Origin of the sequence: Pseudomonas sp. Pse1 (genome assembly GCF_024519635.1) — a bacterium.
In the GTDB taxonomy this organism is placed as follows: domain Bacteria; phylum Pseudomonadota; class Gammaproteobacteria; order Pseudomonadales; family Pseudomonadaceae; genus Aquipseudomonas.
Map to the genome: position 1 here is coordinate 69,786 of NZ_JALJRO010000022.1, position 24,263 is coordinate 94,048.

Sequence of the window (24,263 nt, forward strand, 5' to 3'; positions counted from 1 at the left end):
ACTTCCTTATGCTTGTGGAGTGTTTTCCTGTACTTGCCGCAGACCCTGGTGGACCCGGTTAAACAGCGTGACCAGCAGCAACAGGGAAACACCCGCCAACACTGCGTTGATCCACAGAGCGCTGATCCAACCCAGGGCGATAGCGCACGCCACCACCCCCATGACAAACGCCCGGTCGCTTTTGCCCATGGGCCCGTCGTAGCGCCGTGAAGCGCCGATCATCGGGCCCATTACGCCAGCGTATTCACTGAACAGCGCAAGTAAGGTCAGTAGCAGGACCAGCCACAGACTGACGCCGGGAAGTAGGGCGAACGGCAGGATCAGTGCGCAATCGGCAGCGATATCGCAGAGTTCATTGAGGTAGGCACCCAGCTGCGATTGCTGGTTGAACTCACGGGCGAGCATGCCGTCTATGGCATTTAGCGCCATTCGCAGGATCATCCACATCGGCACCAGGGCAAACACCCAGGGATGTTCGGCGAAACAGGCGACGACCACACCCACCAGCAGCGAACCGACGCCGGCCAGCACGGTGATCTGGTTGGCCGTCGTGCCGTTGTCGAACAACCGTCGGACCAGCGGGCGCAGGAGGTTTTGAAACGCGGGTTTGAGCTGGTAGATGCTGGGCACGGGGAGGAGGTCTCTGCCAATGGATAGGCGCCGTTCAACTGCCGGGAAATACGATTTTCCCAGTGTAGATGGCTTCTCGGCGGATTACCGGGAAGGGGCCGCAGGACGCAGAAGCCTAGCGAGCAGCTAGGCCGTCGGGAATAGGACCTTTCCTGAAAGGCTGTAGTCGATTTCCCAAGAGCGCAGCGATCTCGTCGCCCCTCAGTTCAACAACCACTCAAACTCTTCCACCGGCACTGGCCGACTGTGCAGGTACCCCTGGTACAAATGACAGCCCAGTCCCTGCAGGAACGCCAGTTGTTCAGTGGTTTCCACGCCCTCGGCAATCACCTCCAGTTCCAGGCTCAGGGCCATGGCGACGATGGCGCGAATGATTTCGGCGTCGTTGGGGTCGCTGGTGGCGTCGCGGATGAATGACTGGTCGATTTTCAGGGTGTCGACCGGCAGGCGCTTGAGGTAGGTGAGCGACGAGTAACCGGTGCCGAAATCGTCCATGGCAAAGCTGACGCCGAGTTTTTTCAGGCGGCGCATTTTGTTGATGGTGTCTTCCAGGTTCTGGATCACGATGCCTTCGGTGATCTCCAGTTTCAGCAGCGAGCAGGGCAGGCCGTGGCTGGTGAGGCTGTGCTCGATGCGCTCGACGAAGTCGGTCTGGCGGAACTGGCGCGGACTGATGTTGACGCACAGGCTGAAATTCAACGGGTCGACCTTGCCTCGGGCGATCAGGTGTTTGAAGGCCAGGCAGGCTTCGTCGAGAATCCAGGTGCCGACCTCGAGGATCAGCCCGCTGTCTTCCAGCACCTTGATGAATTCGCTGGGCGATTGCGCGCCCAGTTGCGGATGGGTCCAGCGCACCAGGGCTTCGGCGCCGACGATGCGTTCGCCGCGGGCGTCGATCTGCGGCTGGTAATGCACGCGGAATTCGCCCCGTGACAGCGCCAGGCGCAAGTCTGTTTCCATGCGCAGGCGCTCGCTGGCGGCTTTCTGCATGGTGTTGTGGTACATCTGCGTGGTATTGCGCCCGGAGTCCTTGGCCCGGTACAGGGCGATATCCGCACGCTTGAGCAGGTCGGTGGGGGTCGAACCGTGATCTGGAATCAGCGCCACCCCAATGCTCGGCGTAACCTGCAGTCGATGGCCGTCAAGGAACATCGGTTCCGAGAGCAGTTCGCGCAGGGTATCGGCCAATTCCCGGACCTGTTCGCTGACTTCATTGCGCGAACCTTCCAGGCCGCTGAGCAGGACCACGAACTCGTCGCCACCCAGGCGCGCCACGGTGTCTTCCATGCGCACGCTGGCCTCGAGGCGGGCGGTGATGATTTTCAGCACCGTATCGCCGACCGGATGGCCGAGGGAGTCGTTGATGTGCTTGAAGTGGTCGAGGTCGAGGAACAGCAGGGCTCCGCGCAGGTTGTGGCGCTTGAGCAGGGCGATCTGCTGGCTCAGGCGGTCCATCAGCAGCGCGCGGTTGGGCAGGTTGGTCAGTGAGTCGTGGTAGGCCAGGTGACGGATCTGCGCTTCGGCGTTCTTCAGCAGGCTGACATCGCGCGCGGTCAACAGCAGGCACGCGGTTTCGTTGAGGGTAATCGGCTCTACCGAGACCTCCACGGTGAGCAACTGCCCGCTTTTGTTGCGCCCAAGCATTTCCAGGTGGTGCACCCGGCCCTTGAGTTGCAGTTCGGCGAGTAGCATCGAGCGCTGCTTTTCCTCGGCCCAGATACCGACCTGATACACGGTCTTGCCAACCACTTCTTCGGCGCTATAGCCGGTAAGGCGACAGAAACCGTCGTTGACCTCCAGATAGCGCCCGGTGTCGCGCTCGGTGATGGTGATCGCGTCGGGGCTGGAGTGAAACGCCTTGGCAAACTTTTCTTCGCTGGCCTTGAGCGCCGCCTCCGAGCGTTGCTGCTGGGTAATATCGCGCAGGGTGGTGACAATGCAGGGCTGGTTGCCGACGTTGATCTGCCGGCTGGAGATCACGCAGGTCAAGGATTGCCCGTCCTTGTGCCGGACCAGCAGCGCGACATTGTTCAGGCCCTGCTCGCGAATCACCTGTTCGATCCGCTGCAGGCTTTGCGCCGAGGCGTCCCACAGGCCGATGTCGTCGGCGCTGCGGCCCAGCACATCGGCGGCGCTCCAGCCGAAGGTCTGGGTGAAGCTGGAGTTGATTTCGATGAACTGGCCGCTGTCCTGGCGGGTCACGCAGATCGGGTCGGGGCTGACCTGGAACAGGGTGGCGAACTTCTCTTCGGAGGCCACCAGGCGCTGTTCGCGCTCGACCTGTTCGGTGATGTCCAACAAGGTCCCGGCCATGCGCAGCGGCGTGCCATCAGCGTCGCGGTACAGTCGGGCGCGGCTTTCCAGGTAACGTGAGCTGCCGTCGGCCAGTTGCACCCGGTAGGTCAGTTGGTAGTTACCGGCCGGGCCTTCGCGCAGGCTGCGGTAGGCGTCGCGCATGCTGTCGCGTTCTTCCCCCGGCACGCCCTCGAAGAACTCCTCGAAGGATTCATGAAAGGGGATGGGTTCCAGGCCATGCAGTTGTGCCGCTCGGGCCGAGCCGTAGAGCATGCCGCTGGGGATATGCCAGTCCCAGGTGCCGAGCTGGGCCGAGTCGAGGGCCAGGTCGAGGCGCTCCTGGCTGTCCTTTAGCGCGTGTTCGGCGAGCTTGCGTTCGGTGGTGTCGAGGAAGGTGCTGAGCAGGTACGGCTGACCTTCGAGCTCGACCTTTTGCGCGCTGAGAATGCCGTCATGCACTTGGCCGTTGCTGGCGCGAAACTGCACCTCCATGCTGATCAGGTCACCTTTGGCCTTGGTCGCCCTGACCAGTTTCGCCCGTTGCTCGGGGTGCACCCACAGGCCCAGCTCGAGGGTGGTGCGACCGATGGCATCCTGCACCGGCCAGCCGAACAGGCTTTCGAAGTACTGATTGGCCTCGGTGATCAGGCCGTCTTCCTGGCGCGTCAGCAGAACCATATTGGGGCACAGGTGAAACAGCGTGGCGAAGCGCTTTTCCGAGCTGGTCAGTGCCTGCTCGCGCTGGCGCTGGTGGGTGATCTCGCGGATCACTCCGATCATCCGCGGCCGGCCGAGCTTGTCGGGAATCAGGCTGCCGTTGATTTCCAGCCAGTGCAGACTGCCGTCCGGCCAACGGATGCGGTGGTGCATCGCTTGCTCAAGGGGGGCGCCGGCCATGACCGCGTTGAATGCCCGAAGGGTTTTCGCCCGGTCCTCGGGGTGCAGCAGGTCGAGGTACTCGATGTCCGCCGGCATTGGCTGGTGAGGGTCGAAACCGAACAATGCCTGAGTGCCCCGCGACCAACTGATCAGCCCCCGCTCGATGTCCCAGTACCAGGCGCCCAGGCGTGCGCCGTTGAGAGCCGCGAGCAACTGCGTCGCGCTTTCCCAGCTCTGCTCCGAAGTGTGTGGGTCGAGCGCCTGGATACGCGGCATGCGCGGCGTATGGGGGCGGGTTCGGTCAACGGATTTGGGCATTGGCAACAGGCCTTGGGCTGAATTGGGCGTTAGGCACGGGTTTTGCGACTCTATAGGAGTAGCACAAGTCAGCCATCATTCCCTGGCCAATCGATCTGTGCATCCAGCAAAGCCATGAAGGCCCGCGCAGCATTCGACAGCGTCCTTTCAGTGTGCACGATATAGCCTAGCTGGCGCGTGAGTTGTATGCCCGGCAGCGGGATGCGCGCCACCTGTTCATCGAGCATGGTACGTGGCAGGACACTCCAGGCAAGGCCAATGGACACCATCATCTTGATGGTTTCCAGATAGTTGGTGCTCATGGCGATGTTCGGCGTCAGCCCCTGGGCTTCGAACAGGCGCTGGACAATGTGGTGGGTGAAGGTGTTGCCGCCGGGGAACACTGCTGGATGGCGGGCGATATCGGCCAGTGTCGCGTCATTGCTCAGCAGCGAGTGTTCCGGGGCCACGACGAAATCCAGTGGATCGTCCCAAACCGGCGTGGCCTGCACCAGCGCATGCGGCTCGGGCGCCAGGGTGATGACTGCCAGCTCGGCGCGACCGTGGAGAATTTCCTCATAGGCCACCTCCGAATCGAGAAACTGAATATCCAGCGCCACATCGGGGTATTGGCGGGGGAACGCCCTTAATAAAGGAGGCAAGCGGTGCAGGCCAATGTGATGACTGGTGGCCAGGGTCAGACGACCGGTCACCTGACCGGTCAGGTTGGTCAGGGCGCGGCGCGTATCATCGAGCACATTAAGGATCTGGTAGGCCCGTGGCAGCAGGGCGCGCCCGGCCTCGGTCAGGCTGACTTCACGACCCAGGCGGTCGAACAGGCGGACGTCGAGTTGTTGCTCCAGGCCGGCAATGCGCTTGCTGATCGCTGGCTGGGTCAGGTGCAGGCGCTCACCGGCGCCAGAGAAGCTGCCGATCTCGGCAATGGCAATAAAGGCGTTGAGGTTGGCCAGGTCCATGCTCGTATTCCAGTTGGTTATCCAAAGCATAAAAATTATGAATTTGAGTTATTTAATGTAACCCCATAGCATCGACCTCACAAGCCAAGGGGTTATTGAATCGCTCAAGACCCAGGGCATAGAAACAGTTAGAAAAAAGCTGATGAGGAAACGTCTGATGGCCGGCAAAACGCTCTACGACAAGCTCTGGGATTCGCATTTGGTCAAGCAGCGCGACGATGGTTCGGCGCTGATCTATATCGACCGTCACATCATTCACGAAGTGACCTCGCCGCAAGCCTTCGAAGGCCTGCGCCTGGCCGGGCGCAAGCCTTGGCGGATCGATGCCAATATCGCGACCCCGGACCACAATGTCCCGACCACCCCGGAGCGCAAGGGCGGTATCGAGGCGATTGTCGATCAGGTCTCGCGTTTGCAGGTTCAGACCCTTGATGACAACTGTGATGAGTACGGCATCGTCGAGTTCAAGATGAATGACGTGCGCCAGGGCATCGTCCACGTGATCGGCCCTGAGCAGGGCGCGACCTTGCCGGGCATGACCGTGGTTTGCGGCGATTCCCACACCTCGACCCACGGCGCCTTTGGTGCTTTGGCCCACGGTATTGGCACTTCCGAGGTCGAGCACGTGCTCGCCACCCAGTGCCTGGTCGCCAAGAAAATGAAGAACATGCTGGTGTCCGTCGAAGGCACCTTGCCGTTCGGCGTGACCGCCAAGGACATCGTGCTGGCCGTGATCGGCAAGATCGGCACCGCTGGCGGTAATGGCCACGCCATCGAGTTCGCCGGTAGCGCGATTCGCGAATTGTCGGTCGAAGGCCGCATGACCATCTGCAACATGTCCATCGAAGCCGGTGCCCGTGTTGGCCTGGTGGCTGCGGATGAAAAGACCGTGGCCTACGTCAAGGGTCGCCCGTTTGCCCCGAAAGGCGCCGAGTGGGACCTGGCTGTCGAAGCCTGGAAGGACCTGGTGTCCGACGCCGATGCGGTGTTCGACACCGTGGTTGAGTTGGACGCCGCGCAGATCAAGCCGCAAGTCAGCTGGGGCACTTCGCCGGAGATGGTGCTGGCGGTAGATCAGAACGTGCCGGATCCAGAGAAGGAAATGGACCTGGTCAAGCGCGATTCCATCGTCCGTGCCTTGAAATACATGGGTTTGACCGCCAACCAGGCGATCACCGATATCCAGCTTGATCGTGTGTTTATCGGTTCCTGCACCAACTCGCGCATTGAAGACTTGCGCGCCGCAGCCGTGATCGCCAAGGGCCGCAAAGTCGCCTCGACCATCAAGCAGGCGATCGTGGTTCCGGGTTCAGGCCTGGTGAAGGCGCAGGCCGAGTCCGAAGGCCTGGACAAGATTTTCCTCGAAGCCGGTTTTGAATGGCGTGAGCCGGGTTGTTCGATGTGCCTGGCGATGAACCCGGACCGTTTGGAATCCGGCGAACATTGCGCCTCGACCTCCAACCGTAACTTCGAAGGCCGTCAGGGTGCCGGTGGTCGTACTCACCTGGTCAGCCCGGCCATGGCCGCCGCAGCTGCTGTAAACGGTCGTTTCATCGACGTCCGCGAATTGATCTGAAGGAGCGCAGCATGAAAGCTTTTACCCAGCACACTGGTCTTGTCGCGCCTTTGGATCGTGCCAACGTCGACACTGACCAAATCATTCCCAAGCAATTCCTGAAGTCGATCAAGCGCACTGGTTTCGGTCCGAACCTGTTCGACGAGTGGCGTTACCTGGATGTCGGCCAGCCGTATCAGGACAACTCCAAGCGTCCGTTGAACAAGGATTTCGTGCTCAACGCCGAGCGTTATCAAGGCGCCAGCGTGTTGTTGGCTCGCGAAAACTTCGGTTGCGGCTCCAGCCGTGAACACGCGCCATGGGCGCTGGAAGAGTACGGTTTCCGCAGCATCATCGCGCCGAGCTACGCCGACATCTTCTTCAACAACAGCTTCAAGAACGGCTTGCTGCCGATCATCCTCAGCGACGCGGAAGTCGATGAGCTGTTCCAGCAAGTGGAGGCTAATCCGGGCTACCCGTTGCAGATCGACCTGCAGGCCCAGACCGTGACCCGTCCCGACGGCAAGGTGCTGAGCTTCGAGATCGATGCGTTCCGCAAGCACTGCCTGCTCCACGGCCTGGACGACATCGGCCTGACCTTGCAGGACGACGAGGCGATTGCTGCGTTTGAAGCCAAGCATCGTGCGAGCCAGCCGTGGTTGTTTCGCGACGCGTGATTTGCGGATGGCGAATGCCGCCATCGCGAGCAGGCCAGAACAGACACCCTATAAAGGATTCTCCCCATGACCAGCACCGCCCAGCACAGCCAGGTAGTCCAGAAACAATTCGGTGAGCAGGCCTCGGCCTACCTGAGCAGCGCCGTGCACGCTCAAGGCAGCGAGTTCGCCCTGCTACAGGCCGAGCTGGCAGGGCAGGGCAATGCCCGGGTCCTGGACCTGGGGTGCGGCGCCGGCCACGTGAGCTTTCACGTCGCCGCGCTGGTCAAGGAAGTGGTGGCCTACGACCTGTCGCAGCAAATGCTCGACGTGGTGGCGGTCGCCGCCGCTGAACGGGGTCTGGGCAATATCGCCACGGTCAACGGTGCCGCCGAGCGCCTGCCGTTCGCCGATGGTGAATTCGATTTCGTCTTCAGCCGCTATTCGGCGCACCACTGGAGCGATCTCGGCCTGGCCTTGCGTGAAGTGCGCCGAGTGTTGAAGCCCGGTGGCGTGGCGGCGTTCGTCGACGTCTTGTCACCGGGTAGTCCATTGCTCGACACTTACCTGCAGAGCGTCGAAGTACTGCGCGACACCAGTCACGTGCGTGACTATTCTGCCGGCGAGTGGTTGCGCCAGGTCAGCGAGGCCGGTTTGCACACCCGCAGCACTACGCGCCAGCGCCTGCGCCTTGAATACACCTCCTGGGTTGAGCGCATGCGCACACCGGAAGTGATGCGCGGGGCGATCCGCGAGTTGCAGCAGGCGATGGGCAATGAAGTGCGCGAGTATTTCCAGATTGAAGCCGATGGCTCGTTCAGTACCGATGTGCTGGTACTGATGGCAGAGCGCTAGAATTTTTCCGGGTGCGTCCGTGGGCGCACCGACTGATGACATTGAGGAACGCATGAGCAAGCAGATTCTGATTCTTCCAGGTGACGGTATTGGCCCGGAAATCATGGCCGAAGCGGTCAAGGTACTGGAGCTGGCCAGCGACAAGTTCGCCCTCGGTTTCGAACTGAGCCACGACGTGATCGGCGGTGCCGCCATCGACAAACACGGCGTGCCATTGGCCGATGAAACCCTCGAGCGCGCCCGCGCTGCCGACGCCGTGCTGCTGGGCGCGGTGGGCGGTCCGAAATGGGACACCATCGAGCGTGACATCCGCCCTGAGCGCGGCCTGTTGAAAATCCGTGCGCAACTGGGCCTGTTCGGCAACTTGCGTCCAGCCATCCTTTACCCGCAACTGGCCGAGGCTTCCAGCCTGAAGCCGGAAATCGTCGCCGGCCTGGACATCCTCATCGTTCGCGAGCTGACCGGCGGTATCTACTTCGGCGCGCCTCGCGGCACCCGCACTTTGGAAAACGGCGAACGCCAGTCCTACGACACCTTGCCGTACAGCGAAAGCGAAATCCGCCGGATCGCCCGTGTCGGTTTCGACATGGCCATGGTCCGTGGCAAAAAGCTCTGCTCGGTGGACAAGGCCAACGTCCTGGCGTCCAGCCAGTTGTGGCGCGAAGTGGTCGAGCAGGTGGCCAAGGATTACCCTGAGGTCGAGCTGAGCCATATGTACGTCGACAACGCCGCCATGCAGTTGGTGCGCGCGCCGAAGCAGTTCGACGTGATCGTCACCGACAACATGTTCGGCGACATCCTGTCCGATCAGGCCTCGATGCTCACCGGTTCTATCGGGATGCTGCCTTCGGCGTCCCTGGATACCAACAACAAGGGCATGTACGAGCCTTGCCACGGTTCCGCGCCGGACATCGCCGGCAAGGGCATTGCCAACCCGCTGGCGACCATTTTGTCGGTGTCGATGATGCTGCGTTACAGCTTCAATCAGCAGGCGGCGGCCGATGCCATCGAGAAAGCGGTCAGCCTGGTGCTGGATCAGGGCTTGCGCACCGGTGACATCTGGTCGGCCGGTTGCACCAAAGTCGGAACGCAGGAAATGGGCGACGCAGTAGTCGCGGCGCTGCGGAATCTGTAATCTCTCGGGCCCCGCTTGTCGTTGATGTCGGCAAGCGAGCCCACTTTTTGTAAAAGGTGTAGTTGCGATGAAACGTGTAGGTCTGATCGGTTGGCGCGGTATGGTCGGTTCCGTGCTCATGCAGCGGATGCTGGAAGAGCAGGATTTCGATCTTATTGAGCCGGTGTTTTTCACCACTTCCAATGTCGGTGGCCAAGGCCCGTCCGTGGGCAAGGACATTGCTCCGCTCAAGGACGCGTACAGCATTGAAGAGCTCAAGACCCTTGACGTGATTCTGACCTGCCAGGGCGGCGACTACACCAGTGAAGTCTTCCCCAAGCTGCGCGAAGCCGGCTGGCAGGGTTACTGGATCGACGCCGCTTCCAGCCTGCGCATGCAGGATGACGCAGTGATCGTGCTGGACCCGGTGAACCGCAAGGTCATCGACCAGCAGCTGGACGCGGGCACCAAGAACTACATCGGCGGCAACTGCACCGTCAGCCTGATGCTGATGGGCCTGGGCGGTCTGTTCGAAGCCGGTCTGGTGGAGTGGATGAGTGCCATGACCTATCAGGCGGCCTCCGGCGGCGGCGCGCAGCACATGCGTGAACTGATCAAGCAAATGGGCGTGACCCACGGTGCTGTCGCCGATCAACTGGCCGATCCGGCCAGCGCGATCCTCGACATCGACCGCCGTGTGGCCGAAGCCATGCGCAGCGACGCGTACCCGACCGAAAACTTCGGCGTACCGCTGGCCGGCAGCCTGATCCCGTGGATCGACAAGGAACTGCCGAACGGTCAAAGCCGTGAAGAGTGGAAAGCCCAGGCCGAGACCAACAAAATCCTCGGTCGCTTCAAGAGCCCGATTCCGGTGGATGGCATCTGCGTACGTGTCGGCGCCATGCGTTGCCACAGCCAGGCGCTGACCATCAAGCTGAACAAAGACGTACCGATCGCCGATATCGAAGGGCTGATCAGCCAGCACAACCCGTGGGTCAAGCTGGTGCCGAACAACCGTGATATCAGCATGCAGGAGCTGAGCCCAACCAAGGTCACCGGCACCCTGAACATCCCGGTTGGCCGTCTGCGCAAGCTGAACATGGGTACCCAATACCTGGGCGCCTTCACCGTCGGCGACCAACTGCTGTGGGGCGCGGCCGAGCCGCTGCGTCGCATGCTGCGGATCCTGCTCGAGCGCTGATTTAGTCATGCAATGAAAGAACCCGCGTCTTGTGAAAGGCGCGGGTTTTTTATTCCCATTGTCTGCCGGCCTCCAGCCTGTAGGAGCGAGCCTGCTCGCGAAGAATGCTCAGGCACCGCGTTAATTCTGGATGAGCGCGGTGGCCCCCAGAGACGCCACATAAATTGCCTGCATGCCACCCACCCGGTAAAGTGCCGCTCCCCCCGTTTCGCCTGAGGTAGAACCATGAGCCAGACCCTTGATATCGCCGTTGTCGGCGCCACCGGTACGGTCGGCGAAACCCTCGTGCAGATCCTCGAGGAGCGTGATTTTCCGGTGGGCACCTTGCACCTGTTGGCCAGCAGCGAGTCGGCCGGCAGTTCGGTGTTGTACCGGGGCAAGAACGTGCGGGTGCGGGAGGTCGATGAGTTTGATTTCGCCAAGGTCCAGTTGGTGTTTTTCGCCGCTGGTCCCGCGGCTACCCTGAGCTTTGCGCCACGGGCGACGGCGACGGGGTGCGCGCTGATCGATCTGTCTGGCGCCTTGCCGGCAGAACAGGCGCCGCAGGTGGTGCCCGAGGCCAACGCCGAGGTGCTGGCCGGCTTGAAACAACCGTTTCAGATCAGCAGCCCGAGTAGCGCCGCGACACTCCTGGCGGTGGTGCTGGCGCCACTGCGTCAGTTGCTCGATCTGCGGCGGGTCAGCGTCACTGCCAGTCTGGCGGTTTCGGCTCTGGGCCGGGAAGGGGTGACCGAGTTGGCCCGGCAGACCGCAGAGCTGCTCAATGCGCGGCCATTGGAGCCACGGTTCTTTGACCGGCAGATGGCGTTCAACCTGCTGGCACAGGTCGGTACCCCGGACGCGCAGGGCCATACCCTGCTGGAAAAACGCCTGGTGCGCGAACTGCGTGAGGTCTTGGCGCAGCCAGCGCTGAAAATTTCCGCGAACTGCATTCAAGCCCCGGTGTTTTTTGGCGATAGCCTGAGCGTGACCCTGGAATCCTCGCGGTCGGTCGACCTGGCGGCAGTCAACGCAGCCTTGGAAGCGGGCGAGGGTATCGAACTGGTGGACGCTGGCGATTACCCGACCCCGGTCGGTGACGCGGTGGGCCAGGATGTGGTCTACGTAGGCCGGGTTCGTCACGGAGTCGACGAGCCGTCGGAACTTAATCTGTGGCTGACGTCAGATAACGTGCGCAAAGGGGCCGCGCTGAACGCGGTTCAGGTGGCCGAATTGTTGATAAAACGCCTTGTGTAAAAGATACTTGGCAACAATTTGTCGAATGATTTCAACTCGACGCTATGCTTGCACACGGGCCGCCATGCGCGGCCTGTACAGACACTCGTGACTTAATCGCGCACGGACTCATCCGAGGCTCGTGCGCTATGCCTTTTGGCAGCGACAAATAACACCTTCTCGCTGGCCGAGGAATGTTCAAACAAAGGAAGAGGCTATGGTTCAAGTTCGCAAACTGGTGTTAGCAATAGCGGCCGCCTCGGCGCTGTCCTCCGGTATGGCGCATGCCCTTGGGCTCGGGGAACTGACCCTGAAGTCGACCCTGAACCAGCCGTTGGTGGCCGAGATCGAGTTGCTCGATGTCAAGGACCTCACGGCGGCGGAAGTAGTGCCAAGCCTGGCCTCGGCTGACGATTTCGCCAAGGCGGGCGTGGATCGCCAGGCCTTCCTAAACGATCTGACCTTCACCCCGGTGCTCAATGCCAGCGGCAAGAGCGTACTGCGGGTAACGTCCAGCCAGCCATTGTCCGAACCCATGGTGAAATTCCTGGTGCAGGTCATGTGGCCCAATGGCCGCCTGCTGCGTGACTACAGCGTTTTGCTCGACCCGTCGAAGTTCTCGCCGGAGACGGCCGATGCCGCCGCGCAAACTGCCCCGGCCATCAATGCGCCGGTGACTGGCTCGACTGCCCAGCACGTCACCGCGCCGCGTGACACCCTGTGGGAAATCGCCGCCAAGGCACGCAACGGTGGCTCGATCCAACAGACCATGTTGGCGATACAGGCACTGAACCCCGACGCCTTTATCGACGGCAACATCAACCGCTTGAAGGCTGGCGCGGTCCTGCGCCTGCCGGATGCAACGCAGAGCACCAGCCTTGCGCAATCCCAGGCCATTGCCCAGGTCGCCGCTCAGAATAAGGCCTGGCGCGAGGGGCGTCGCTACGTGCCGCCTCAGGCGCAGCAACTCGATGCGACGGGCCGCGCTCGCCAGCCAGCGCCGGCATCCGGCGCGGCTCGGGACAATTTGAGCCTGGTATCGGCCGAGTCCGGCAAGAAAGCCGGCAAAGGCGCGGTGGGCGACAGCAAGGGTATCGGCAACCAACTGGCGGTCACCCAGGAAAGCCTCGACACCACCCGTCGTGACAACGCCGAACTGAAAAGCCGCATGGCCGACCTGCAGAGCCAGATGGACAAGCTGCAGCGTTTGATCGAGCTGAAGAACAACCAGTTGGCCAAGTTGCAAGCCGAGAGCGGCGCGCCGGCGGACGCCAGCACCGAACCGGCGGCAGCCATGCCGGCGGAATTGGCGGCCCAGCCAGCAACTCCGTCAACCGAGCCTGCCCCGACGCCGGCCGCTGAAGTGCCGCCAGCGACACCGGCCGAGGTGCCTGCCAAACAGACGCCGGAACAAACCTACAACGAACTGCTGACCAATCCACTGCTGATGGGCCTGGTCGGTGGCGGCGCAGTGCTGCTGGCGCTGCTGTTGTTGCTGTTGGCGCGCCGACGCAAGGCCCAGCAGGAAGCCGAGAAACACCTGCGCATGGCCAAGGCGCTGGCGGAAGAACCCGCCTTCGCCGAGGACCTGGAACTGCCGGAAAACAGCTTCGAAGGTCTTGAAGTGGCAGAACCGGCACCCAAGCTGGTGACCCCGTCGGTGGTCACTGAGGAGACGGTTGCACCTGTCGCGCCAGCTCCGGCAGCGGTGGTCACCCCGGCAGTGGCCTCGGTGGTCATGACCGCGCCCATCGCCGCACCGCTGGTGTCACCGGCCGGCGAGCGTTCCGGCGACCTGCTCGACCACGTGCAGACGCATATCGACGAAGGTCGTTTGAATCAGGCCGTCAGCCTGCTCGAGGAAGGCATCCAGCAAGAGCCGCAGCGCAGCGATCTGCGCCTCAAGCTCATGGAAGTCCATGGCTTGCAGGGCGATCGCGATGCGTTCGTGGTCCAGGAGCGCCAGCTGATCGCCAATGGCGATAACTTCGCCAAGGTCGAGGAGCTGAAAGGTCGTTTCCCGGCCATGGCCGCCGCAGCCATAGTGGGCGGGATTGCCGCTGCTGCGGCTACCGCCGAACTGGATGCCCAGTATGTGAAGGAACTGATGCTGGATCAGCCTGAAGCCCCGGCAGCGGAGTCTGAAGTGGCCAGCGTCAGTGAAGAAGATTTCGACGCCGCGTTTGACCTCGATCTGGATCAACCCGAGGTGCCTGAAGAGCTGCCGCAAGCAGCGCCTGTCGCCGATACCGCTGCATTGGACGAGGATTTCGATGCCGCGTTTGACCTCGATCTGGATCAGCCTGTGGTGACTGAAGAGCTGCCGCAGGTGGCCACGGAGTCCACGCCACCTCTCGACGTGGCTGCGCTGGACTCAGACTTCGACGCTGCCTTCGATCTCGACCTCGATCAACCTGAAGTCGCCCAGGAGCCAGCTGTTGCCGAGGCCGTGGTGGCGGATGAGGACTTCGATGCCGCCTTCGACCTCGATCTGGATCAACTGGAGGCGGTGTCGCCGACAGTGGTTGCCTCTGCGCCTGTCGCTGACCTTGAAGACTTTCCGCTGGAAGACGACCTGAACGTCGACTCGGCCTTGCAGCAGACAGAGGTCACCGACACGGTAGGCGAACTGGCTGATTTCGATCTCGACCTGGCGGGCGATGTGCCCGAGGCGACCCTGGCTGCAGACGAGGCGGTGCTGAGTCTGGATGATCAACCGGTAGCCGAGGCGCCTGTCAGCGACGAGCCGACGCCGGACGACCTGGACCTGCCGGCCGACTTCGACCTGTCCCTGGCCGATGAAATGCTCGCACCTGGCAAATCGGATGATTTCATCGCTGATCTGGATGACATGCACGACGAGCTGGATCGTTTTTCCGCGGATCTGCAAGACCCGCCGATCAGCGAGCCGAGCTTCACCGCTGATGATGCGGCGCTGGCGATGGACGGTGATGAGGAATCGTTCGATTTCCTCGCCGGCACCGACGAGGTCGCGACCAAGCTTGACCTGGCCCAGGCCTACCTGGACATGGGTGACCAGGACGGCGCGCGGGATATTCTTGGTGAAGTGATCAGCGAAGGCAGTGAAGGTCAGAAAAACGAAGCCAGGGAGATGCTCGCACGCCTGGCGTGATGATCGTTTCTTACGGTGAATGAAAAAACGGCAGCCCCTGAAGGCTGCCGTTTTTGTTGGGGCGGCTGGCATCCCGGCATGAGCGCCTTATAATGCCCGCCTTTGCGTCTATCAGCAGGCTGTTACCCCTTGGCAAATATTGATAACCCGGCTGCCGAAATGGCCGCCGAAGGCTTTTTCCGCATCGCCCTGGGCGTTGAATACAAGGGTTCGCGCTATCGCGGCTGGCAGCGTCAGGCGTCCGGTGTGCCTACGGTGCAGCTGGCCCTGGAGAATGCCCTGTCGAAAGTGGCGGACTCGCCCGTGTCCTTGCACTGTGCGGGACGGACTGACGCTGGCGTGCACGCCTGTGGCCAGGTGGTGCATTTCGACACCCAGGTCGAGCGCTCGATGAAAGCCTGGGTCATGGGCGCCAACATCAACCTGCCCCACGACATCAGCGTCAGTTGGGCCAAGGTCATGCCGGCGCATTTTCACGCCCGCTTCAAGGCGATCGCCCGGCGTTATCGCTATGTGATCTATAACGATCAGATTCGCCCGGCGCACCTCAACGAAGAAATTACCTGGAACCATCGTCCGCTGGATGTCGAGCGCATGGCCGAGGCCGCGCAGTATCTGCTGGGCGTACATGACTTCAGCGCGTTTCGCGCGGGGCAGTGCCAGGCCAAGTCGCCGATCAAGGAAATCCACCACCTGCGCGTCACCCGCCACGGCAAGATGATCGTGCTGGACATCCGTGCCAGCGCTTTCCTGCACCATATGGTGCGCAACATTGCCGGCGTGCTGATGACCATCGGTACCGGCGAGCGTCCGGTGGAGTGGGCCAAAGAGGTGTTGGAAAGCCGCGTGCGGCGCACCGGCGGGGTCACGGCCCATCCTTACGGGCTGTATCTGGTGCAGGTGGAGTATCGCGATGAGTTTGCGCTGCCGGAGCGTTATATCGGCCCGCATTTCCTAACCGGATTCTCGGAACTTGACGGCTGACGCCTGCGAATGCATTTGCTACCATCCGGGACTTTCCCCGATTTGCACTGAGGTTCCAACGACATGCCAGCCGTTCGCAGCAAAATTTGCGGGATTACCCGCATAGAAGACGCGCTGGCAGCGGTCGAGGCGGGAGCCGATGCGATCGGCCTGGTGTTTTATGCCAAGAGTCCGCGGGCGGTCACGGTACAGCAGGCGCGGGCGATCATTGCCGCGTTGCCACCGTTCGTGACCACCGTAGGTCTGTTCGTCAACGCCAGTCGTTGTGAGCTGGGCGAGATTCTCGATGCGGTGCCCCTGGACCTGCTGCAGTTCCATGGCGATGAAGCGGCTGATTTCTGCGAAAGCTGGCACCGTCCCTATATCAAGGCCCTGCGGGTCAAGGCCGGCGATGACATCGCCGCCGCCTGCAATGCTTACCCAAGTGCCAGCGGCGTCTTGCTTGATGCCTATGTCGAAGGTGTGCCCGGTGGAACCGGCGAGGCCTTTGACTGGTCATTGATACCGCCGGGCTTGAGTAAGCCGATCATTCTCGCTGGCGGCCTTACGCCGGCCAACGTTGCCGAGGCCATTGCGCGGGTCCGGCCTTATGCGGTGGATGTCAGCGGTGGGGTGGAGCAGGGCAAGGGCATCAAGGATCACGCGAGAATTCACGCATTTATGCAGGCTGTGCGCGGTAGCGCGTGATGATGTGACGGCTGGCAGTCTGCCGCCGTCCACTGCATGGTACAAAATCCGCGCTGCATACAGCAGGCGGGCGCCGCCCTCGGGTGGGCCGAAACCGAAGTGGCAACCGCGCAGCGCCGGTTGTCTGGATGGCTGAGGGTCGAGTGCGTTGCAGGCAGGTCGTGTACCGACCCCGCAACGGACCGATCATCGCCGCACACATGAATTTAGCTCAAGGGCATACGCGGGGCTGCGAACCAGAGCGTTCGGGCCGCCGGTACTGGAGAAAGAAAGCATGAGCAACTGGTTAGTAGACAAACTGATCCCTTCGATCATGCGTTCCGAGGTGAAGAAAAGCTCGGTGCCTGAAGGTCTGTGGCACAAATGCCCATCCTGCGAGGCGGTGCTGTACCGTCCGGAGCTGGAAAAAACCCTGGATGTTTGCCCTAAGTGCAACCACCACATGCGTATCGGCGCCCGTGCGCGGATCGATATCTTCCTCGACGCCGAAGGCCGTGCCGAACTGGGCGCCGACCTGGAGCCAGTGGACCGCCTGAAGTTCCGTGACGGCAAGAAGTACAAGGACCGCCTGACCGCGGCACAGAAGCAGACTGGCGAGAAAGACGCGCTGGTCTCCATGAGCGGCACCCTGCTGGGCATGCCGGTCGTGGTTTCGGCGTTCGAGTTCTCCTTCATGGGCGGTTCTATGGGCGCCATCGTCGGCGAGCGTTTCGTGCGCGCGGCCAACTACGCCCTGGAGCACCGTTGCCCAATGATCTGCTTCGCCGCTTCCGGCGGTGCGCGGATGCAGGAAGCGCTGATCTCGCTGATGCAAATGGCCAAGACCTCCGCGGTGCTGGCGCGTCTGCGCGAAGAAGGCATTCCGTTTATCTCGGTACTGACCGACCCAGTCTACGGCGGCGTTTCCGCCAGCCTGGCAATGCTGGGTGACGTGATCGTCGGCGAGCCAAAAGCGCTGATCGGCTTTGCCGGCCCGCGCGTGATCGAGCAGACCGTGCGTGAAAAACTGCCGGAAGGCTTCCAGCGCAGCGAGTTCCTGCTGGAGCACGGCGCCATCGACATGATCGTCCCGCGCGCCGAACTGCGTCCGCGCCTGGGCAACCTGCTGGCGCAAATGATGGGCCTGCCGACCCCGGTATTCGTGGCTGCACCCATCGAGCCAATCGTGGTTCCACCGGCACCTGCCAACCTATGACCGATCGTACCCTTGGCGAATGGCTCGCCTACCTTGAGCAACTGCATCCGTCCGCCATCGACATGGGGCTTGCGCGCTCGCAAGAGGTAGCCTCCCGCATGGGATTGGGCAAGCCGGCGCCTCGGGTGATCACGGTCACCGGCACCAACGGCAAGGGTTCCACCTGTGCGTTCGTGGCTTCGTTGCTGCGTGCGCAGGGCCTGAACGTCGGTGTCTACAGTTCTCCGCACCTGCTGCATTACAACGAGCGGGTGCAGGTCAATGGCGTACAAGCCAGTGACGCCCAGCTGTGCGAGGCCTTTGCTGTGGTAGAGGCCGGTCGCGGCGAGACCACCCTGACTTACTTCGAAATGGGCACCCTGGCGGCGTTCTGGCTGTTCCAGCGTGCCGGGCTCGATGCGGTGGTTCTCGAAGTCGGCTTGGGCGGGCGTCTGGACACGGTCAACCTGGTGGACGCCGATATCGCACTGGTCACCAGCATTGGCGTCGATCACGCCGACTACCTGGGCAATACCCGCGAATCCGTGGCCTTCGAAAAGGCCGGGATTTTCCGTCAGGGCGCTCCGGCGCTGTGCGGCGACCTCAATCCCCCGCAACCGCTGCTGGACAAGGCGCGCGAACTGGCGTGCCCGTTCTTCCTGCGTGGCCGCGACTTCGATCTGGGCATGACCGAGCAACACTGGCAATGGCGCGGTGTCGATGCAAAGGGCCAGCCGATTGAGTTGCATGATCTGCCGTTGCTCGACCTGCCTATGGAAAACGCCGCCCTGGCGCTGCAGGCCTATGCACTGTTGGGCCTGCCGTGGGTTCCTGAGCAATTGGCGGCCGCACTGACGGCGACCAAGGTCATCGGTCGCCTGGATCGGCGCCAGTTCACCTGGCACGGCAAGCGCCTGAGCCTGATGCTCGACGTCGGTCACAACCCGCATGCTGCGCAATATCTGGCGCAACGTCTGGCCAGTCGGCCGGTAGCGGGTCGGCGCCTGGCGGTGTTCGGCTTGCTGGCCGACAAGGACCTGGATGGCGTAGTCAGCGAGCTGAATGCCAGCGTCGCGCATTGGGCGGTTGCCCCCCTCGATTCTGCGCGTGCGCGTCCGGTAGCGGATTTGCACGCAGCGTTGCAGAACCTTGGCGCTTCAGTGAGTTCCTATGCCAGCGTGGCCGAGGCCCTGGAAGGGCAGAGCGCGCAGGCGACTGCAGATGACGAGATTCTGCTGTTCGGATCATTTTATTGTGTCGCCGAGGCCCTTGAATGGCTGGCTCGGCGCTCCACGGAGGAAGCGGCAGATGGCATTGCTGGATAACGCGTACAAGCAGCGGATGGTCGGCGCCCTGGTATTGGTGGCGCTGGCGGTGATTTTCCTGCCGATGCTGTTTTCCCGGGAAGACGAGCAGCGCCAGGTGGTGGTCCAGGCCCCGGCAGCCCCGCAGGCACCCGTGATGCCGCAAGTGCAGGTCGAGCCGGTGGTGGTGCCTGAACCGCAAGCCTTGCCGCAGGAGCCTGTACCGAGCGATGACGAGATCGCCATCGGTGATACGGTGCCGCCAACCCCAAGTACGCCAGCGGCTGCCCCGAGCGCTCCGATCGCGCCGGCACCCGTGGTGGCCAAACCCGTCACACCGCCAGCGCCGAAGCCGGCACCGGCTCCCGCACCGGTCGCCACGGCCAAGCCTGACACCACCCAGAGCCGGGTCGATGCCAACGGCCTGTCTGTCAGTTGGTCAGTGCAGCTGGCAAGCCTGTCGAACCGGGAAAGCGCCGAAAGCCTGCAGAAAACCCTGCGCAGCCAGGGCTATAACGCCTACATCCGCACCGCAGACGGCAAGAATCGGGTGTTTGTCGGGCCGCTGATCGAGCGCGCTGAAGCCGACCGCTTGCGCGACGTGCTGAATCGCAAGCAGAACCTCAAGGGCTTTGTGGTGCGCTTCCAGCCCGAGCGTGGCTGAAACTATCGTTCCAATGTGAAATGCAGTGAAAATCGCAGCTTACCGATAGCCATGGGCTCTGCTAAAATGCGCCGCCTTATCCGTCTGTAGGCTGTACTGTGCCATTTACCTGGGTTGACTGGGCGATCGTTGCAATCATCGCCATCTCCGCTTTGATCAGTCTGAGCCGCGGCTTCGTAAAGGAAGCACTATCGCTGGTGACCTGGATCATCGCAGGAGTCGTTGCCTGGATGTTTGGTGGCTCACTGTCCGAGTACCTCGCCGGATACATCGAAACTCCGTCGGCCCGCATCATTGCGGGCTGTGCCATCCTGTTTGTCGCGACCCTCGTGGTTGGCGCCATGATCAATTATCTTATCGGCGAACTGATTCGCGTCACCGGCCTCTCCGGGACCGATCGTTTCCTCGGCATGGCCTTCGGCGCGGCGCGTGGCGCGTTGCTGGTGGTCACCGCTGTCGGGCTATTGAGCCTGGGCCCGGTACAGCAGGATGCCTGGTGGCAGGAGTCGAGGCTCGTGCCACAATTTCTATTGGTTGCAGACTGGTCCAAAAACCTCATATTGGGGTGGAGCAGTCAGTGGCTGGCCAGCGGTATCAGCGTACCCGCTGAATTACCGTTCAAGGAGCACCTCTTGCCGACGGCGAAAACGCCGCAGTGAGTCGTGTTCAGTTCAGTTTCATTAAGTAGGGGTTGCGTCGCATGTGTGGCATCGTCGGTATCGTCGGTAAGTCGAACGTCAATCAGGCGCTGTATGACGCGCTAACCGTCCTCCAGCACCGCGGCCAGGACGCTGCCGGTATTGTGACCAGCCACGATGGCCGGTTATTCCTGCGCAAGGACAATGGCCTGGTACGTGACGTGTTTCAGCAGCGTCACATGCAGCGCCTGGTCGGTCAGATGGGCATTGGTCATGTGCGTTATCCGACCGCTGGTAGCTCGACTTCGGCCGAAGCTCAACCGTTTTACGTCAACTCGCCGTATGGCATCACTCTGGCGCACAACGGCAACCTGACCAACGTTGAACAGCTGGCCAAGGAGATTTACGAATCTGACCTGCGCCACGTCAACACCAGCTCCGACTCGGAAGTCCTGCTCAACGTGTTCGCTCACGAACTGGCCCAGCGCGGCAAGTTGCAGCCAACCGAAGAAGACGTGTTCGCCGCCGTGACCGACGTGCACAACCGTTGCGTCGGTGGTTACGCGGTCGTGGCCATGATCACCGGCTACGGCATCGTCGGTTTCCGTGACCCGCACGGCATCCGCCCGATCGTGTTCGGCCAGCGTCACACCGACGAAGGCGTCGAGTACATGATCGCCTCGGAAAGCGTTTCCCTGGACGTGCTGGGCTTCACCCTGATTCGCGACCTGGCGCCAGGCGAAGCGGTCTACATCACTGAAGACGGCAAGTTGCACACCCGTCAGTGCGCGACCAACCCGTCCCTGACCCCGTGCATCTTCGAACACGTCTACCTGGCGCGTCCGGATTCGATCATCGATGGCGTATCGGTCTACAAGGCCCGTCTGCGCATGGGTGAGAAGCTGGCCGAGAAGATCCTGCGCGAGCGTCCTGAACACGACATCGACGTGGTCATCCCGATCCCGGACACCAGCCGCACCGCAGCTCTGGAGCTGGCGAACCACCTGGGCGTGAAATTCCGCGAAGGTTTCGTCAAGAACCGCTATATCGGCCGGACCTTCATCATGCCGGGTCAGGCAGCACGGAAAAAATCCGTACGCCAGAAGCTCAACGCCATCGAGCTGGAATTCCGCGGCAAGAACGTGATGCTGGTGGACGACTCGATCGTGCGCGGCACCACCTGCAAGCAGATCATCCAGATGGCTCGCGAAGCGGGTGCCAAGAACGTCTACTTCTGCTCCGCGGCACCGGCCGTTCGCTACCCGAACGTGTACGGCATCGACATGCCAAGCGCCCACGAGCTGATTGCCCACAACCGTTCGACCCAGGACGTGGCCGACCTGATCGGTGCCGACTGGCTGATCTATCAGGACCTGCCTGACTTGATCGAAGCGGTCGGTGGCGGCAAGATCAAGATCGAGCAGTTCGATTGCGCAGTGTTTGACGGCAAGTACGTCACCGGCGACGTCGACGAGGCGTACCTGAACAAGATCGAGCAGGCGCGTAACGATGCCTCCAAGGTCAAGACCCAGGCGGTCAGTGCGATCATCGATCTGTACAACAACTGAGTAAATGCCGGCCCCCAGGGGCCGGTTTTTGTATCTACCAAAGACCTTTTTCAAGAGCAGGGCAAGGAGTGACAGCATGAGTCAGGATTGGGATGCCGGTCGGCTGGACAGCGACCTCGAAGGCGTAGCGTTCGATACCCTGGCCGTACGTGCCGGTCAGCACCGTACGCCGGAAGGTGAGCACGGTGATCCGATGTTCTTCACCTCCAGCTACGTATTCCGCACGGCCGCCGACGCCGCCGCGCGGTTTGCTGGCGAAGTGCCGGGCAACGTTTACTCGCGCTACACCAACCCCACCGTGCGCGCTTTCGAAGAGCGCATAGCTGCGCTGGAAGGCGCCGAGCAGGCTGTGGCCACCGCGACCGGCATGGCCGCGATCATGGCGGTGGTCATGAGCCTGTGCAGCGCCGGCGATCACGTGCTGGTTTCGCGCAGCGTGTTTGGCTCGACCATCAGCCTGTTCGAAAAGTACTTCAAGCGCTTCGGTATCGAAGTCGACTACGTGCCCCTGGCCGACCTGTCCGGCTGGGATGCGGCCATCAAGGCCAATACCAAGCTGCTGTTCGTCGAATCGCCATCCAATCCCCTGGCCGAGCTGGTGGATATTGCCGCGCTGTCGGAAGTGGCCCATGCCAAGGGCGCGATGCTGGTGGTCGACAACTGCTTCTGCACCCCGGCCTTGCAGCAGCCGCTGAAGCTGGGCGCCGACGTGGTGGTGCATTCGGCGACCAAGTTCATCGACGGCCAGGGTCGTTGCATGGGCGGCGTAGTCGCTGGTCGCAGCGAGCAGATGAAAGAAGTGGTTGGCTTCCTGCGTACCGCCGGGCCGACCCTTAGCCCGTTCAACGCCTGGATTTTCCTCAAAGGTCTGGAGACGCTGAACCTGCGGATGAAGGCGCACTGCGCCAACGCCCAGCAACTGGCCGAATGGCTGGAGCAGCAGGACGGTATCGAGAAAGTCCACTACGCCGGCCTCAAGAGCCATCCGCAGCACGAACTGGCCCAGCGCCAGCAGAAAGGTTTCGGCGCCGTGGTGAGTTTCGAGGTCAAGGGCGGTAAAGAGGGCGCCTGGCGCTTTATCGATGCGACCCGGCTGATCTCGATCACCGCCAACCTGGGCGACAGCAAGACCACTATCACCCACCCGAGCACCACCTCCCACGGCCGTCTGGCGCCACAGGAGCGGGAAGCGGCGGGGATCCGTGACAGCCTGATCCGGATTGCCGTGGGCCTGGAAGATGTGGCCGACCTGCAAGCCGACCTGGCGCGCGGGCTGGCTGCCTTGTGATCGAGTTGTCCGCGCCGATCAGCGGCGCCAACGGCCGGGTCGCCCTGGTCACCGGTGCTGCTCGCGGCATCGGTCTGGGCATCGCTGCCTGGTTGATCAGCGAAGGCTGGCAGGTGGTGCTGACCGATCTCGATCGTGAGCGTGGCTCCAAAGTCGCCAAGGCCTTGGGCGAACATGCCTGGTTCATCACCATGGACGTGGCCGACGAGGAGCAGGTGACCCGTGGCGTGGCCGAGGTGCTGGGGCAGTTCGGCCGCCTCGATGCATTGGTGTGCAATGCGGCGGTTGCCGAGCCGCGCAACATCACCCTGGAAAGTCTCGACCTGGCGTACTGGAACCGCGTTCTGGCGGTCAATCTCAGTGGGCCGATGTTGTTGGCCAAGCACTGCGCGCCGTACCTGCGGGCGCATAACGGTGCCATCGTCAACCTGGCCTCGACCCGTGCCGGGCAGTCGGAGCCGGACACCGAGGCCTACGCGGCGAGCAAGGGCGGTCTGCTGGCCCTGACCCACGCGCTGGCGATCAGCCTTGGCCCGGAGATTCGGGTCAACGCGGTCAGCCCGGGGTGGATCGACGCCCGTGATCCCTCTGCACGCCGCGCCGAACCCCTCAGCGACGCCGACCACGCCCAGCATCCAGCGGGCAGGGTAGGCACAGTTGAAGACGTGGCGGCGATGGTGGCCTGGCTGTTGTCGAGAAATGCCGGTTTCGTCACTGGGCAAGAGTTTGTGGTAGACGGCGGCATGACCAAGAAAATGATTTACAGCGACTAATTCAATCGCAAACAGGCTCGCTCCCGCATTCGAGATACATTCAACGGTAGGAGTGAGCCCGCTCGCGAAAGCGGCTCAACGGTCATGGCCCCCTTTGCGTCATGCACAAATCCGCCTTTTTCAGAAAAACTTCAATCCTGCTATTGACTTAGCTTCGGTATCTGCGTAAATTTCGCGGCCTCGGAGATGCAAACGGGTGATTAGCTCAGCTGGGAGAGCGTCTGCCTTACAAGCAGAATGTCGGCGGTTCGATCCCGTCATCACCCACCACTCCCGAGAGTCCTGCGTAAGCAGGGCGGATGCTGAAATGCTTCCACCGACGCGCAGCGGTAGTTCAGTCGGTTAGAATACCGGCCTGTCACGCCGGGGGTCGCGG

The 24,263-nt window shown here is 62.1% G+C and carries 19 protein-coding genes and 1 tRNA gene; 17 read left to right on the forward strand and 3 right to left on the reverse strand.

Annotation, left to right across the window (positions count from 1 at the left end; all coding sequences use genetic code 11):
• Positions 1-6: 6 nt before the first annotated feature.
• The 3 genes from NR126_RS24625 to NR126_RS24635 all read right to left on the reverse strand — a co-directional run bounded on the left by NR126_RS24625 (position 7) and on the right by NR126_RS24635 (position 5,078).
• Positions 7-630, reverse strand: a complete 624-nt coding sequence (locus NR126_RS24625) for a CDP-alcohol phosphatidyltransferase family protein (protein ID WP_256832061.1) — start codon at positions 628-630, stop codon at positions 7-9.
• A 201-nt stretch (positions 631-831) separates the two neighbouring features.
• Positions 832-4,122, reverse strand: a complete 3,291-nt coding sequence (locus tag NR126_RS24630) for a PAS domain S-box protein (RefSeq protein WP_027616063.1) — start codon at positions 4,120-4,122, stop codon at positions 832-834.
• A gap of 68 nt (positions 4,123-4,190) precedes the next feature.
• A complete protein-coding gene (locus tag NR126_RS24635) occupies positions 4,191-5,078 on the reverse strand; it encodes a LysR family transcriptional regulator (RefSeq protein ID WP_256832068.1) in 888 nt (295 codons plus the stop codon).
• Between the two features lie 157 nt (positions 5,079-5,235).
• Here NR126_RS24635 and leuC point away from each other — a divergent pair, with 157 nt between their 5' ends.
• The 17 genes from leuC (at position 5,236) to NR126_RS24720 (ending at position 24,157) form a co-directional block, all read left to right on the forward strand.
• Positions 5,236-6,654 carry a 3-isopropylmalate dehydratase large subunit gene (leuC, locus tag NR126_RS24640; protein ID WP_027616065.1) on the forward strand — a complete coding sequence of 473 codons (1,419 nt, stop codon included), beginning with the start codon at positions 5,236-5,238 and terminating at the stop codon, positions 6,652-6,654.
• Between the two features lie 11 nt (positions 6,655-6,665).
• The gene (gene leuD, locus NR126_RS24645; protein WP_027616066.1) at positions 6,666-7,310 is read left to right on the forward strand and encodes a 3-isopropylmalate dehydratase small subunit; all 645 of its coding nucleotides are present in this window, start codon (positions 6,666-6,668) and stop codon (positions 7,308-7,310) included.
• Positions 7,311-7,376: 66 nt separating this feature from the next.
• Positions 7,377-8,144, forward strand: coding sequence for a class I SAM-dependent methyltransferase (locus NR126_RS24650; protein ID WP_105755269.1), 768 nt, complete (start codon positions 7,377-7,379; stop codon positions 8,142-8,144).
• Between the two features lie 52 nt (positions 8,145-8,196).
• Entirely contained in the window at positions 8,197-9,279 is a 1,083-nt protein-coding gene (gene leuB / locus NR126_RS24655) for a 3-isopropylmalate dehydrogenase (protein ID WP_008016234.1), read from the forward strand.
• A gap of 67 nt (positions 9,280-9,346) precedes the next feature.
• Complete coding sequence (gene asd / locus NR126_RS24660; protein ID WP_027616068.1) at positions 9,347-10,459, forward strand: aspartate-semialdehyde dehydrogenase; 1,113 nt, start codon at positions 9,347-9,349, stop codon at positions 10,457-10,459.
• Positions 10,460-10,684: 225 nt separating this feature from the next.
• Positions 10,685-11,695 (forward strand): aspartate-semialdehyde dehydrogenase, encoded by a 1,011-nt coding sequence (locus NR126_RS24665; RefSeq protein WP_256832104.1) that lies wholly within the window; start codon positions 10,685-10,687, stop codon positions 11,693-11,695.
• A 196-nt stretch (positions 11,696-11,891) separates the two neighbouring features.
• On the forward strand, positions 11,892-14,807 hold the full coding sequence (locus NR126_RS24670; protein ID WP_256832106.1) for a FimV/HubP family polar landmark protein: 2,916 nt from the start codon (positions 11,892-11,894) through the stop codon (positions 14,805-14,807).
• A gap of 159 nt (positions 14,808-14,966) precedes the next feature.
• The gene (gene truA / locus NR126_RS24675) at positions 14,967-15,791 is read left to right on the forward strand and encodes a tRNA pseudouridine(38-40) synthase TruA (protein WP_027616071.1); all 825 of its coding nucleotides are present in this window, start codon (positions 14,967-14,969) and stop codon (positions 15,789-15,791) included.
• A gap of 63 nt (positions 15,792-15,854) precedes the next feature.
• Entirely contained in the window at positions 15,855-16,478 is a 624-nt protein-coding gene (locus NR126_RS24680) for a phosphoribosylanthranilate isomerase (protein ID WP_027616072.1), read from the forward strand.
• Positions 16,479-16,752: 274 nt separating this feature from the next.
• The gene (accD, locus tag NR126_RS24685) at positions 16,753-17,673 is read left to right on the forward strand and encodes an acetyl-CoA carboxylase, carboxyltransferase subunit beta (protein ID WP_027616073.1); all 921 of its coding nucleotides are present in this window, start codon (positions 16,753-16,755) and stop codon (positions 17,671-17,673) included.
• On the forward strand, positions 17,670-18,977 hold the full coding sequence (gene folC, locus NR126_RS24690; RefSeq protein ID WP_256832121.1) for a bifunctional tetrahydrofolate synthase/dihydrofolate synthase: 1,308 nt from the start codon (positions 17,670-17,672) through the stop codon (positions 18,975-18,977). The genes accD and folC overlap by 4 nt, the downstream gene beginning before the upstream one ends.
• Positions 18,961-19,620 carry an SPOR domain-containing protein gene (locus NR126_RS24695; RefSeq protein WP_027616075.1) on the forward strand — a complete coding sequence of 220 codons (660 nt, stop codon included), beginning with the start codon at positions 18,961-18,963 and terminating at the stop codon, positions 19,618-19,620. Before folC ends, NR126_RS24695 begins: the two co-directional genes overlap by 17 nt.
• Positions 19,621-19,718: 98 nt before the next feature.
• Complete coding sequence (locus NR126_RS24700) at positions 19,719-20,279, forward strand: CvpA family protein (protein WP_027616076.1); 561 nt, start codon at positions 19,719-19,721, stop codon at positions 20,277-20,279.
• A gap of 41 nt (positions 20,280-20,320) precedes the next feature.
• A complete protein-coding gene (purF, locus tag NR126_RS24705; protein WP_027616077.1) occupies positions 20,321-21,826 on the forward strand; it encodes an amidophosphoribosyltransferase in 1,506 nt (501 codons plus the stop codon).
• A 76-nt stretch (positions 21,827-21,902) separates the two neighbouring features.
• A complete protein-coding gene (locus NR126_RS24710; RefSeq protein ID WP_027616078.1) occupies positions 21,903-23,114 on the forward strand; it encodes an O-succinylhomoserine sulfhydrylase in 1,212 nt (403 codons plus the stop codon).
• The gene (locus NR126_RS24715; RefSeq protein ID WP_027616079.1) at positions 23,111-23,887 is read left to right on the forward strand and encodes an SDR family oxidoreductase; all 777 of its coding nucleotides are present in this window, start codon (positions 23,111-23,113) and stop codon (positions 23,885-23,887) included. Before NR126_RS24710 ends, NR126_RS24715 begins: the two co-directional genes overlap by 4 nt.
• A gap of 194 nt (positions 23,888-24,081) precedes the next feature.
• Positions 24,082-24,157: transfer RNA gene (locus NR126_RS24720), tRNA-Val, on the forward strand.
• Positions 24,158-24,263 lie beyond the last annotated feature (106 nt).